A 12,275-nucleotide genomic window follows, 5' to 3' on the forward strand; every position below is an offset into this window, starting at 1 on the left:
AACCACTACCGACCGCCGGCAGCAACAGGCGCCCATGGATGCCACTAGCAATCGGAGAGAATGGCATGTATTTTATATCCATATCAGGGGAGGCACGGCAAATAACATTTATGCCTCAACCTGCCATTTCCTGCCTTATACGATACATGCCTAGCCAGAGCCAATCACCACCCGCTTAGCTGGGAATAAATGCCCATTCAGAATCAATCACTCCGGGGAGCAAGATGCACAGGGAAGTATTGCGATGCAGAATCTACCGAGTTGCACTATTAGGCGCCCTCAATAGCGGTATAAAACGCAAAAGGTTATACAACGGCAGCCCTGAGCGCGCTGGCCTCATTGCAAATAAGTGAAGCATGCGAGCCCCAAAGCCTTACCAATCGCGAATACACTCAAAAACAAAGAGATTTTCGAGCCTAGTAGGGAAGGGCTGAACAGGCACGAATACTTACTCGACCAGATCAATGACCCAGTCGACAATCGCAAAAACGACCCCTCCCATCCCCTTATAGTACTATGATGGAATAAATCTTGATAAACCCTACGGCTAAGCTCCTCATAAGCCTTTATAAGACGCTTAAATATACTACTGGCCAAGGGATTTACCATAAAGGAGTCCCCATGCTTCATCCAAAAGAATCACTTCTAAAATTTTCGCAAAGGAGGATCTCTGCTTGCTGAATATCATGCCTGGCCAGTCAAAGCGTGATGCCATCGCGGCCTACCTTGGCGGGCGAGCAATCAAGTTTTTGGCCAATGGATTGCGGCCCATATTTTACCTCCACTACTGGCTATTCCCAAATCAACGATTCCTGCTAAGAAGCTCCGTCAATAAACCAATCCGCTCGGCCAGCAGCAAGACCAAGCCCCGCGCCAAGGCAATTCCAAAAATAGTTTGGCAAACCAACTACACAAATAAAGTTACCCTGCCAATCAAGGCCAGCTGGCTGTGCAATCGACTATTGAGCCTAGGCTATGACTACAAGTTTCACACCACGGAGATGCGCAAAGACTTCGTGGTACACCACTTCCCCGGAGAGACCTCGCGCCTTTACAACAGGCTGACCATTGGAGCTGCCCAGGCAGATCTCTGGCGATTGCTAGTGCTCTATAAATATGGTGGCGTTTACATGGATATCGACGCCCACCTAGTCTGGCCCTTAAACAGAATTATACCAGCCGGATCAAGCGCGCTGTTCTTGCGATACAAAGACGGCGCCGCAACAAATTACTTCATTGCAAGCGGGCCGGAACATCCAATTATCAAGATCCTAATCGAAGAAGTTCTTCGTCGTATCAAAAACCCTCAAAGCGACAATATATACGAAATAACCGGTCCAACCGTATTCCAAGCAGTGCTCTCAGAGCACGAACATAGCTGGCGCTTCTCCCGGCATACCTGCCTGCAGGGAAACTTCTCAAATAAATTCTTTCAATACATCGACAAGCCCGAAGGCCACTGGACACTCGAACAAAAGAGTCATCGAGCCATTAGCCCTGAAACTTGTTAAGCACCATCAAAATGCCGACCCTACACAAATTATGCATTGCGATCCTTGCCTTCAATGAAGCCAGTACAATTGCCAATTGCCTAGATTCGGCTAAATTTGCAGACCAGCTTCTCGTCATCGATGCCGGCAGTACCGACTCAACCACCAGTATCGCCAAGTCCCTAGGGGTTGAGGTTTACCACCACTTGGACTGGCAGGGATTCGCGATTCAACGCAATCGCGCCCTAAGTTATTGCAAATGCGATTACATCTTTTTTCTAGACTGTGACGAAATTATCCCGCCAAAATTAGCTGAAGAAATCCGCGCCGCAGTGGGCCAAGGAGCAATAAATCGAGGCCTTGTCCGCTGGGAAGATTTTGTCTTTGGCAAACGCCTTAAAGGCATTCACCAAACGAAGGGGATTCCCCGCCTATTTAAGGTGAGTGATTTAGTTGGCTTTGAAGGACAAGTTCATGAGGGAGCCATCCTGCGTGCAGCGGCGCGAACACTGCTTTTTCGCACACGACTGATCCATCACTCGCGCAGGTCTATTCACCAGAGTCTGCTAAAACTTGCGCAATATTCCCAGCTTGCCGCAATCAAACTGCGCAACTCAAGATCTCGCTCCGGCGTAGCTGCCGGACTCATTCATGCCGTGCCACGCTTTCTAAATCTTTATTTTATCAAGCTCTCATTCCTTAGTGGTGCAGAAGGATTCCTGTACAGCCTACTGGTCGCCCTAGAGGTGTTCTTCAAGTACTGCGCGGCTCACTACGACTCAGGCCCGGAAGCATCCACCCCAGTCAGGCGCTGATGCAATTTCAAGTCACATCCGCTCCAAGGTGGGGATGCCCAACAGACCCAACCCCAGCTTGAGGGTGCCTGTGGTGAGGCGGCAAAGGGCCAGCCGTGAGCTGCGGGCCGGCTCTTCGGCCTTGAGCACCGGCACCTGGTCGTAGAAGCGGTTGAAAACCTGGCTGAGTTCAAACAGATAGCTGCAGAGCCGATTGGGCAGCAACTCCTCCTCCACCTCGGCGATCACCGCATCCAGCTTGAGCAGCTCCCGCACCAGGGCCCACTCCTGAGGTTCCGTGAAGATGAGAGGGGCGGCGGCAGCCGAGGCACCAGAGCCGCCGGCCTCCAGATCGCCGCCCTTGCGGGCGATGCCGGCTATCCGCACCACCGCATACAGCAGGTAGGGGGCCGTGTTGCCCGTCAGGGCCAGCATGCGATCAAAACTGAACTGGTAGTTGGTGATCCGGTTGGTGGAGAGGTCGGCGTACTTCACCGCCGCCAGGCCCACGGTGTGGGCCACGTGCTGGATGAAGGTCCCATCCTCTGTGCGCCCTTCCTCGGCCAGGCGCAGGCGCAGGTCGGCCTCGGCCCGCTGTACCGCCCCATCGAGCAGGTCCTTGAGGCGCACCGTGTCACCGGAGCGGGTCTTGAGCTTCTTGCCATCGTCTCCCTGCACCAGGCCAAAGGGCACATGCTCCACGCTGGCGCCCTGGGGAATCCAGCCGGCGCGGCGGGCCACCTGGAACACCCCGGCGAAGTGGCTGGCCTGGCCCGCGTCAGTTACGTAGATCACGCGGCTGGCGCCATCGCCTGCCTGGGAGAAGCGATAGCGGATCGCCGCCAGATCGGTGCTGGCGTAGTTGAAGCCGCCATCACGCTTCTGCACGATCAGCGGCAGGGGCTTGCCGTCCTTACCGCTCATGCCCTCGAGGAATACGCAGCGGGCACCGTCGTCGGTGACCAGCAAAGTGGCAGCGCTGAGGTCGTCAACCGCCTTCTGCAGATAGGGGTTGTAGAAAGACTCACCGCGCTCGACAAGACGAATATCGAGGCGGTCATAGATCTGCTGGAATTCGCGTCGGCTCTGCTCACAGAGCAATCCCCAGGCCTTGAGCGACACCGGGTCGCCCCCCTGCAGCTTCACCACCTCTTCGCGCGCAGTGGCCTGAAAAGCCTCGTCAGCGTCGAAGCGGGCCTTGGCCTGGCGGTAGAAGGCCACCAGATCGCCCAGGTCCACCGCATCTGGGTGCTCCAGGGCCTCGGGCGCCACCTGCTTGAGGTGGGTAATGAGCATTCCAAACTGGGTGCCCCAATCGCCCACATGGTTGAGGCGCAGCACCGGGTGGCCGCGGAACTCCAGCACCCGGGCCAGGCAGTCGCCAATGATCGTGGAGCGCAGGTGCCCCACATGCATCTCCTTGGCGATGTTGGGGCTGGAGAAATCCACGATCACCGGGCCGGCATTAACCCCCTGGCCGGCTCCAACCGGCACCCCCAGGCGCGGATCGGCCAGCCGGGCCCCCACCTCCGCCGCCAGGCGCTCGGGCCGCAGGGTGAGGTTGATGAAGCCGGGGCCAGCGATCACCGGCTCCAGGAACAGCTGGGCAAAGGCCGGCTCGCTGGCCAATTGCGCCACGATCGCCTGGGCGATGGCCCGGGGTGGCTGGCCCAGTGGCTTGGCCAGGGGCAGGGCCCCATTGGCCTGGAAATCGCCGAATTCCGGCTTAGAGGCAGGCGCCAGCTGGGGGTCAAGAGGGTGTCCCGCCGCACTGGCCTGCCCCGCCGCCTCGGGGAAGGCCCGCTCCATCGCCGCGCGCAGTTGGCCGTTCAGGGTCTGGGCGATGCGGAGCATGGCAGCCAAACAGAGGCAGGGTGCCCATTGATCATCCCCCGCAGGCCACCGGATCAGGCCAGCAGGCCCAACTCCTGCTCCAGGCCCTCGAGCACCACATCGGCCACCAGCTGGATGCGGTAGCGGCAGTGCTGGGTTTGGCTGCAATCGAAGCGGCCATGCTCCCAGTACTTGTTGCTACCGGTGCCCCCACCACACAGGCCGAAGTGGCCGCAGCTGCTGCGGCAAAGCTCCACCCCGGCGCGGATCTCGGCCGCAACCCGGCGAAACTTATCGCTGGCGGCAAGGGCCTCAAGGCTGTCTTCCAGCACATTGCCAAACGAGAAGTCGCCGTATTCGGCGGTGGCCACCGAGAGCAACTCCGGATCAAAGGTGGAGGCATTGCCCTTGGCATCGACGTTGACGATCACAAACGGGGTGTTCATATCGGTTTGAACCATGCGGGCCTTGCCGCAGGCAATGGTGGCGATGCCGTCGAATTCCCGAATGCGGAGACGGCCGGGCTGCTGGCGGCTGCGCTGCCAGATGCGGGCCATGAAGGCCCGGTAGCGCTGCTCCAGCAGCTCCCGCCCCAGCGGGCCCCCATCGAGGCTGGAATGGGTGTTGGCCCCTCAGTTTCCTCCATGTTGAAGCCCACATTCCCGATGCCGTTCTGCAAGAAGAAATCGACGATGGTGTCGGCATGGTCGAGGGCATCGGCCGTGAGCACGCAAATCACCTGAAAGGGAATCCGCCGCCTGGCCAGCCAGTCGATGCCGCGCATCACGGCGGCGTGGGTGGGCAGGCCGGCGCGGGTGACCCGGTGGGCGTCGTGCAGGAAGGCTGGGCCATCCATGCTCACGCCCACGTGGATGCCATTGCGCTCAAAGCAATCGCACCAGGCCCCGTCAATCGTGGTGGCATTGGTCTGCAGCGACTGCACAACCGTGCTGGCCGGCAAACCGCGCCCCTCCAGGAGTCGGCCGATCCGCTGGGTGGCCTCGTCGTAGAACGCAATCGGCGCCATCAGCGGTTCGCCCGCATGCCAGAGCAGGGTGAACTCCCCGCCGAAATAGGGGCTCTCCAGCACCCGCTCCACAGCTGCCTCCAGCACCGCCAGCGGCAAGCGGCTGCGATCGCCCCGATCGGGCAGATAGCAGTAGTCGCAATCGAGGTTGCAGAAGGGGGTGGGCTGCACCACCAGCAGCCGCACCGGCCCGTAGGTCTGGGTTGGAATCAACGCCAGTAACGGCCACCGTTAAGGAAGCCGCCATTGCGGAAGCCCCCGTTGCCAAAGCCGCCGTTGTAGAAGCCCCCATTGTTGAAGCCGCCGTTGCTGAAACCACCATTGCCCCAGCCCAGCCCACCGCCATTGACGAACACATAGGAGAGCTCACCCCCTGGGGCCTCGTCCACCCCACCCCGCTCCTGCACCGCCGCGGCGATGCGGCTGAGCCTTTGCTCAATGCTGAGCGACTCGGGACCGACCGGCACAGGGTCCTGGACATGGGCAATCGCCAGGGCCGCGGCCCCATCGACCGGCAGGGAGGCCAGCAGCAGCAGGCCAAACAGATAGGAGCGGTTAGGAATCGCCATGGGTGCTAAAGGGGTAGGGGATCAGCGCTGGGCGGTCAGAGGAGAACCCAAAACGGCAGAAGAACTTGTTGGTTGGCCGGCAGGGATGGGACGGATCGACTCCACACCCAGCAACACCGCTTCGAAGCTGGCACGGACCACATTCTCCGGGAGCCCGACGGCGCTGCCTGGGCCCAGCCAGCGATTCACCGCGGCAACCGTATCGGGCTGACCATCGAGATAACCCTGCAACAACCGGGCAATGGTGAGGTTGACCAGATCCCTGAAGGCGGAGTCGTTCTGGGCCATCACACAGCTGACGGCGTAGGCCTCAAAGGGGAAGTCGGGGGTGAGGGTCAGGCCCGTCAGGGCCTGTGGACGCACCAGGCCGGCAAGCACAAAGGTGTCGCCGATGACGCCCTCCACCGTGCCTGCCTTCAGGGCCGCCACCGCCTCCTGGAGGTTGTTGAAGGGCACGGGGATCGCCCTTGGCTGCATGCCCCGCAGGTCTGTTTCGCCAAGGGATTGGCGCACCACGCCGATCCTGCGACTCGCCAGGGCTGCCGGGGTGCCGTCAAACCGACCAACCGGTGCCAGTAACCGCAGCCCGGAGAGCCCGATGGGCAAGGAAAAGTCCACATGGGTGTCCAGCTCCCAGCTGAACGGCAGCCCGCAGGCCAGGGCTGCCTTGCCGGCAGTAAGGCTGGTGACCAAACTGGCCGGATCAGCCACGGGCGCAAACCGCACCTTCACTGGCCGGCCCACCGCTGTGGAGAGTTCTGCCGCGATCCGATCGGCCACCAACAGCCCATAGCCGACGGATTTTCCCTTGCCATCGGCAAACACCAGGGGGGGTACATCGGCAAAACCGGTCAGTACCAATTCCCCGGTTCGGGCGGCCCGCTGCACGGCCCCCTCGGCAAGGGCAACGGCCGGGCTGGCAGCCAGCAGCCCCAGGGCCGCCAGGGCCAGGCCCAGCTGACGCCGGCAACCCCGCGCCAGCCGGCCAGGAGCAGGGGGTGGGGCGCCTGCGCCGATGGTTTGTTTCGCCACCCAGCCTCGTTCCAAACTGGATCTAGTATGGAAAGGGTAGGTGCCGATTCCCATGGGCCGGCCCCAAACCTCAAACTTCAGCTGTCCCTGTCAAAGCGCATGCTCAGATCCAGCCAGGGGCTGCGGGTTATCGGGGCACTGGTGGAAATCAGGTCGATCCCGCTGGTTGCATAGGCCTGGATCTGGGCGGGTTGCACACCGGAGGCCTCCAGCACCAGCCCGCGCCCCTGGGCCAGGGCCCGCAGCCGGGGCACCAGCTCCACCAGCTGCCCGGGCGTGAATTCATCGAGCAGCACCCCATCGGCACCCGCCCGCACCGCTGCTGCCGCCTCAGCCCCCGTTTCCGCCTCCACGATCACCCGGGCCGGCCAGGGCCCATTGGCCCGCACCGCCGCAATCGCCGCCTCCAAACCACCTGCCACCCCACCTGACCAAGCCAGGTGGTTTTCCTTGAGCATCGCCGCATCGTCGAGCCCAAAGCGGTGATTCACTCCCCCCCCACAGCGCACCGCATATTTCTCCAACACCCGCAGGCCAGGGGTGGTTTTGCGCGTATCCGCCAGCCCCACCCCCGTGCCCTCAAGCTGCCGCACTAGGGCGGCGGTGGCGCTCGCGACACCGGAGAGGCGCATGGCCAGGTTGAGGGCGGTGCGCTCAGCGGCCACCAGGGCTGCGGCCGGGCCCTCCAACTCCAGCAGCCGCTGGCCAATCCCCACGGTCTCCCCATCCACCACCAACGGCCGCACCCGCACGGCGGAATCGAGCATCCGGAACAAAGGCTCCACCAGCACGCCGCCACAGAACACCCCATCGGCCTTGGCGAGCCAGTGGGCCCGGCCGCTGCAGCCGGCCAACGCAGCAGCTGTGAGGTCGCCGCGGCCGATGTCTTCGTTCAGCCAGGCCCGCAGCTGGCCCTGAAGCGCAGGCGTGAACGGCAGGTTCATGGCGACAGGTGACCGGCTTGCCCATCATGCGGGCCAGTGCAGCTGGGTCAGCGCAGCATCCATGCAATTTACCCAGGTGGTGTTCTATGGCCGGCTTGGCAGCCAGGCCCTGGCAATGTTCAACTTCGATCCGGCCCAGTGGCGCGGCGCCCGCATACTGGATTGCCCGGGCGGGCCGGGATCGCTCTCGGCCCTACTGCGGACCGAGGGGCTCGATGTGACGGCCGTGGATCCGCTCTACGCCCTCAGCGAGGCCGAGCTGGAGCAGCGGACCCGGGCCGATCTGGAGAGCGCCATGGCCACGCTGGCCACCAGCTCCGCCATCCGGCCCGATTTCAACCTGGACGCCTGCCGCCAGGAACACCTCGAAGCCCTGGCAGCCTTCCTGGCGGACCGGCGCGCCCATTGCGAGCGCTACCTCGCCGCAAGCCTGCCAAATCTGCCCTTTGCCGATCAGAGCTTCGATCTGGTGCTCAGCGGCCACCTGCTGTTCAGCTACGCCCCCTGCTCGGCCGGGGGGCTGATGGAGGAACCCGGGCTGGATCTGGACTGGCACCGCAGCGCGCTGCATGAGCTGCTGCGGGTGAGCCGCCGGGCGGTGCATCTCTATCCGGCCCACACCATGGAACTCCAGGCACGCCGCCACCCCTACGCCGAGGCGTTGCTGGCGGAGCTGCCCACCAGCTGGCACGGCCGTTTCGCCACCACCAGCTACGACCAAGGCCATGAAGGGCTCACCGATGCCCTCGAACTGGAATGCCAGCTGGGCCCATTGCCAACCTCCAGTGCCAACCTGAGGACATCCGCTGATCCGGAAAACCGGCATGACCCAACCCCGCTGGTGGACGAGCGGTGACCTCGATGGTTTTCTGGGACTCGGGCTCGACAACCTGATCCAGATCCTGCTGATCGTGGCCCTGTGCCGGGGCGTGCTCGGCTACCCCGACAGCCTGATATTCGGCACGATCCTGCCGGCCACGGGCATCAGCCTGGTGGTGGGCAACCTGGCCTACGCCCGCCAGGCCTTTCAACTCGATTTGCAGGAAGGGCGCGACGACCGCACCGCCCTGCCCTACGGCATCAACACGGTGAGCCTGTTCGCCTACGTGTTCCTGGTGATGCTGCCGGTGAAGCTGACGGCCGTGAGCCAGGGCCTGGATCCAGCCGCAGCGGTAACCCTCTCGTGGCGAGCCGGGCTGATCGCCTGCCTGGGGTCGGGGCTGATCGAGTGTTGCGGCGCCTTCATCGGCAACGCCCTGCAGCGCTGGCTGCCTCGCGCAGCCCTGCTCTCCACCCTGGCTGGCATTGCCCTGGGCTACATCGCACTGGGCTTCCTGCTGCGCACCTATGCCCAGCCGGTGGTGGGGCTGGCGGTGCTGGCCGTGATCCTGGTTGGTTACTACGCCCCGGTGCGCTGGCCCGTGCCCGCCGGCCTGGTGGCGGTGCTGTTGGGCATCGCCCTGGCCTGGGCCAATGGCCTGATCGACCTGGATCCGGTGAGCTGGCAGCGCAGCAGTGCCCTGGTCGGCCTGCATCTGCCCCATCTCCAGCTGGCAGATCTCTGGCAGGCCCGGGGCCAGCTTGTGCCCTGGCTGGGGGTAATCGTGCCGATGGGGCTGTTCAACGTGATCGGCTCCCTGCAGAACCTCGAGAGCGCCGAGGCGGCGGGGGATCGCTATCCGGTGCGCAGCTCGATGCTGATCAATGGCATCGGCACCCTGGCCGCAGCCACCCTCGGTTCCTGCTTCCCCACAACCATCTACATCGGCCATCCGGGCTGGAAGGCGATGGGGGCACGCATTGGCTACTCCTGGCTCAACGGCGTGGTGATGGCCGCCGGCTGCCTCCTGGGGCTGTTCGGCGTGATCGGTCAACTGGTGCCGATCGAAGCCGGCATGGCGATCGTGCTTTACATCGGCCTGGTGATCGCCGCCCAGGCCTTCCAGGCCACGCCACCCCGCCATGCGCCGGCAGTGGCCCTGGGGCTGCTGCCGGGGCTGGCCGGCTGGGGAGCCCTGATGCTCAAGGCGGGGCTGCGGGCCGGCGGCAGCGGCACCACCGCCAACCCCTTTGGCCCCCAGCTGCTGGCGCCCCTGGCCCAGGCCGATGTGTGGGCCGCCGGGGCCTTCGCCCTGGAACAGGGCCAGATCATCACGGCGATGCTGATGGCCGGGATGCTCGTGTATGTGATCGAGGCCCGCTTGCTGGCGGCGGCGGCCTGCGCAGCCATCGCGGCGGTGCTGGCCTGGTTTGGCGTGATCCACGCCTGGCAGTTCACCAGCTCCGACACCGTGCTGCAGCTGGGCTGGGGTGTGGGCCGGAGCTGGGCCCTCGGCTACGGGGTGATGGCCCTGGTGTTCCTGGCGGCGCGCTGGGGCCTCCGACCTCAGCGCTGATGCTGCAGCAGGCCAAGGGTGAGGTCGTCGGGGTCAGTCTGCAGATAGATGTAACCAGCGCCCTTGGCCAGCACCACCACCCGATAGTTGTAGTAGATGCCTTTGGAATCCCGCTGGGTCATGCGGCCGAGGCAGTCGCTGCCCAGCTGGAGGCGGCCGCTGTAGGTGACCCGATCCGGGTTGCCGGCGTAGTTCATCACCGCCAGGCCCCGCACCTCGCCAGCCTGCCACCACTCGCGCTGCACCACCGCATTGGCCTGCCAGCGGCCATCAGCCCAGCTCTGGCCCTGCTGCTGGCTGGTCACCAGGCCATCGAGCAGGGCAGGGCTGCAGGAGCCAGGCTCCTGGGAGACGTAGCGCAGCGACAAAACCTCAGTGGGTGCCAGCACCAGCGAGACCCGCGGCCGCCCCAGGCGATCCAGGGCCACCTGCTCAGCCATCGTTCCGGTGGGTCCCTGGCGCTCCACCAGGGCCCAGCAGGCGGCATCGGGCCTGACCCTGCCGGTGTAGCGGTCTTCGCTGAAACGGCGCCCTTCCCTCGAGTAGCGCACCCCCTCGATGCGGCCATCCGGGAACCAGCGCTCCTGCATCAGCAGCGCGGTGGGTTCACCCCGGTGCTGGCCGCTGCCCAGTACCACGAAGGAGCCGGCCGCCGGTGCCGGGCACTGGGCGAGGCCAGCGGGAGCCGGGGGCGCGGCCGCCACGACAGGAGCCCCAACCGGAGCCACCACCAGCAAGGCCCAGGCAGCAAGCAGCAGGCGGAAATTGACCATCGAGCAGCAGTGTTGACTCGGGTCAGTCTGCGGCTACTTGCCGATGCAAAACCGGGAGAAGACCCGATCCAGCACCGCCTCGCCCACCTCCTCGCCTGTGATCTCGCCGAGGGCGCGCACCGCGGCCCGCAGGTCGATCGTCCAGAAATCCCAGGGGAGCTGCTGGACCGCCGCCTCCAGGGCCGCCGCCAGGCTGGCGGCGGCCGCCGCCGCCAGGTCGCGCTGGCGGGCATTGAGGGCCACCTGCAGGCCCTCGAGCGGGCCGGCGCCGCAGCGGCGCAGCAGCTCGGCCACCAGCTCTTTGCGCCCGGCGCCGGTGAGGGCGCTGAAGTGCAAAGCGGCCGGCAACCCTGCCCCGGCCGGCACCAGCCCCACCGGCAGGCCAGCGGCATCGGCCTTGTTGCCCGCCACCAGCAGCACGGCCGCCTCGGGCACCAGCTCCCGCAGGGCCTGATCTTCCGGCGTCCAGCCGGCGGCCAGATCAAACAGCAGCAGCACCACATCGGCCGCGGCCAGGGCCTGGCGGGCCCGCTCAATGCCCAGGGCCTCGACCCGGTCTGTGGTGGGCCGGATGCCGGCGGTGTCGAGCAGGGTGAGCGGCACGCCTTCGAGCACCAGCTCACTTTCCAGCAGGTCGCGGGTGGTGCCTGGCAGGTCGGTCACGATCGCCTTCTGCCGCTGGCTGAGCAGGTTGAGCAGGCTGGATTTGCCCACGTTCGGCCGGCCCACGATCGCCACCCGCAGGCCCTCGCGCAGCAACTCCCCCTGGCGCGCCTCGGCCACCAGCTGCTCCAGCTCGCCGCGCACCGCCGCCAGCTCGGCCGCCACCGCATCGCCATCGAGGGGCGGCAGATCCTCCTCGAAGTCCACCCGGGCCTCCAGCTCCGCCAGCTGATCCAGCAACCGCTCGCGCAGGGCGCCGATGCGCTGATGCAGGCCGCCATCGAGGCCAGCCATCGCCAGCTGGGCCGCCCGGCGGCTGCGAGCCGTGATCATCTCGCTGATCGCTTCGGCGCGGGTGAGGTCGAGCCGGCCGTTTAAAAACGCCTGCTGGCTGAATTCCCCCGGCAACGCCCGCCGCGCCCCTGCCGCCAGCACCAGCTCCAGCACATGCTGCACCGCCACCAGGCCGCCATGGCAGTGCAGTTCCACCACGTCTTCCCGGGTGAAGCTGCGGGGGGCCCGCATCAACAACAGCAGGGCCTCATCCACCCGCTCGCCGCTAGCCGGATCCACCACGTGGCCGTAGAGCACCCGGTGGCTCTCCCACGGTTGCTGGCCAGGCACCACAAACAACCGCCGCCCGATCGCCTCGGCCTCGGGGCCGGAGATTCGTACGATTGCCACACTGCCCTGCCCAGGCGCCACCGCCGTAGCTACCGCTGCGATGGTGCCTGAAACTTCCATGCCCCCCATT

Annotated in this window: 12 protein-coding genes; 4 read left to right on the plus strand and 8 right to left on the minus strand. The window is 64.6% G+C overall.

Going from position 1 to position 12,275, the window contains the following annotated elements; all coding sequences use genetic code 11:
* The first annotated feature begins 686 nt into the window (after window positions 1-686).
* Both H8F27_RS05775 and H8F27_RS05780 read left to right on the plus strand, forming a co-directional pair.
* Window positions 687-1,511, plus strand: a complete 825-nt coding sequence (locus tag H8F27_RS05775) for a glycosyltransferase family 32 protein (RefSeq protein ID WP_197152045.1) — start codon at window positions 687-689, stop codon at window positions 1,509-1,511.
* Window positions 1,505-2,305, plus strand: a complete 801-nt coding sequence (locus H8F27_RS05780; protein ID WP_197152047.1) for a glycosyltransferase family 2 protein — start codon at window positions 1,505-1,507, stop codon at window positions 2,303-2,305. The genes H8F27_RS05775 and H8F27_RS05780 overlap by 7 nt, the downstream gene beginning before the upstream one ends.
* Before the next feature lie 12 nt (window positions 2,306-2,317).
* On the opposite strand, the gene argS is transcribed toward H8F27_RS05780, so the two are convergent.
* The 6 genes from argS to nadC form a co-directional block, all read right to left on the minus strand.
* Complete coding sequence (gene argS / locus H8F27_RS05785) at window positions 2,318-4,138, minus strand: arginine--tRNA ligase (protein WP_197152049.1); 1,821 nt, start codon at window positions 4,136-4,138, stop codon at window positions 2,318-2,320.
* A gap of 53 nt (window positions 4,139-4,191) precedes the next feature.
* Complete coding sequence (locus H8F27_RS17465) at window positions 4,192-4,578, minus strand: hypothetical protein (protein WP_231596541.1); 387 nt, start codon at window positions 4,576-4,578, stop codon at window positions 4,192-4,194.
* Window positions 4,560-5,357, minus strand: a complete 798-nt coding sequence (locus H8F27_RS05790; protein ID WP_231596542.1) for a radical SAM protein — start codon at window positions 5,355-5,357, stop codon at window positions 4,560-4,562. Before H8F27_RS05790 ends, H8F27_RS17465 begins: the two co-directional genes overlap by 19 nt.
* Window positions 5,354-5,713: a GrrA/OscA1 family cyclophane-containing rSAM-modified RiPP gene (grrA, locus tag H8F27_RS05795; RefSeq protein ID WP_197152051.1), complete on the minus strand. Its 360-nt coding sequence runs from the start codon at window positions 5,711-5,713 to the stop codon at window positions 5,354-5,356. The genes H8F27_RS05790 and grrA overlap by 4 nt, the downstream gene beginning before the upstream one ends.
* A gap of 21 nt (window positions 5,714-5,734) precedes the next feature.
* The gene (gene grrP, locus H8F27_RS05800; protein ID WP_231596543.1) at window positions 5,735-6,745 is read right to left on the minus strand and encodes an extracellular substrate binding-like orphan protein GrrP; all 1,011 of its coding nucleotides are present in this window, start codon (window positions 6,743-6,745) and stop codon (window positions 5,735-5,737) included.
* Window positions 6,746-6,822: 77 nt separating this feature from the next.
* Window positions 6,823-7,689, minus strand: a complete 867-nt coding sequence (gene nadC / locus H8F27_RS05805) for a carboxylating nicotinate-nucleotide diphosphorylase (RefSeq protein ID WP_197152055.1) — start codon at window positions 7,687-7,689, stop codon at window positions 6,823-6,825.
* Window positions 7,690-7,750: 61 nt separating this feature from the next.
* On the opposite strand from nadC, the gene H8F27_RS05810 reads away from it, so the two are divergent.
* The gene (locus H8F27_RS05810) at window positions 7,751-8,545 is read left to right on the plus strand and encodes a hypothetical protein (RefSeq protein WP_197152057.1); all 795 of its coding nucleotides are present in this window, start codon (window positions 7,751-7,753) and stop codon (window positions 8,543-8,545) included.
* Window positions 8,514-10,085 (plus strand): NCS2 family permease, encoded by a 1,572-nt coding sequence (locus tag H8F27_RS05815; RefSeq protein WP_197152058.1) that lies wholly within the window; start codon window positions 8,514-8,516, stop codon window positions 10,083-10,085. Before H8F27_RS05810 ends, H8F27_RS05815 begins: the two co-directional genes overlap by 32 nt.
* On the opposite strand, the gene H8F27_RS05820 is transcribed toward H8F27_RS05815, so the two are convergent.
* Window positions 10,076-10,858, minus strand: a complete 783-nt coding sequence (locus H8F27_RS05820; RefSeq protein ID WP_197152060.1) for a hypothetical protein — start codon at window positions 10,856-10,858, stop codon at window positions 10,076-10,078. The genes H8F27_RS05815 and H8F27_RS05820 overlap by 10 nt on opposite strands.
* Window positions 10,859-10,891: 33 nt before the next feature.
* Window positions 10,892-12,265 carry a tRNA uridine-5-carboxymethylaminomethyl(34) synthesis GTPase MnmE gene (gene mnmE, locus H8F27_RS05825; RefSeq protein WP_197152067.1) on the minus strand — a complete coding sequence of 458 codons (1,374 nt, stop codon included), beginning with the start codon at window positions 12,263-12,265 and terminating at the stop codon, window positions 10,892-10,894.
* Window positions 12,266-12,275: the final 10 nt, after the last annotated feature.

The sequence above is a fragment of the Synechococcus sp. CBW1108 genome, from assembly GCF_015840335.1.
In the GTDB taxonomy this organism is placed as follows: Bacteria; Cyanobacteriota; Cyanobacteriia; order PCC-6307; family Cyanobiaceae; genus Cyanobium_A.

What these genes read in the sequence shown, in the direction of transcription:
- argS (WP_197152049.1), bottom strand. Translation starts at nt 4,138, where the DNA reads ATGCTCCGCATCGCCCAGACCCTGAACGGCCAACTGCGCGCGGCGATG.
- nadC (WP_197152055.1), bottom strand. Translation starts at nt 7,689, where the DNA reads ATGAACCTGCCGTTCACGCCTGCGCTTCAGGGCCAGCTGCGGGCCTGG.
- H8F27_RS05820 (WP_197152060.1), bottom strand. Translation starts at nt 10,858, where the DNA reads ATGGTCAATTTCCGCCTGCTGCTTGCTGCCTGGGCCTTGCTGGTGGTG.
- H8F27_RS05775 (WP_197152045.1), top strand. Translation starts at nt 687, where the DNA reads ATGCCTGGCCAGTCAAAGCGTGATGCCATCGCGGCCTACCTTGGCGGG.
- H8F27_RS05815 (WP_197152058.1), top strand. Translation starts at nt 8,514, where the DNA reads ATGACCCAACCCCGCTGGTGGACGAGCGGTGACCTCGATGGTTTTCTG.
- H8F27_RS05810 (WP_197152057.1), top strand. Translation starts at nt 7,751, where the DNA reads ATGCAATTTACCCAGGTGGTGTTCTATGGCCGGCTTGGCAGCCAGGCC.
- H8F27_RS17465 (WP_231596541.1), bottom strand. Translation starts at nt 4,578, where the DNA reads ATGGTTCAAACCGATATGAACACCCCGTTTGTGATCGTCAACGTCGAT.
- mnmE (WP_197152067.1), bottom strand. Translation starts at nt 12,265, where the DNA reads ATGGAAGTTTCAGGCACCATCGCAGCGGTAGCTACGGCGGTGGCGCCT.
- grrA (WP_197152051.1), bottom strand. Translation starts at nt 5,713, where the DNA reads ATGGCGATTCCTAACCGCTCCTATCTGTTTGGCCTGCTGCTGCTGGCC.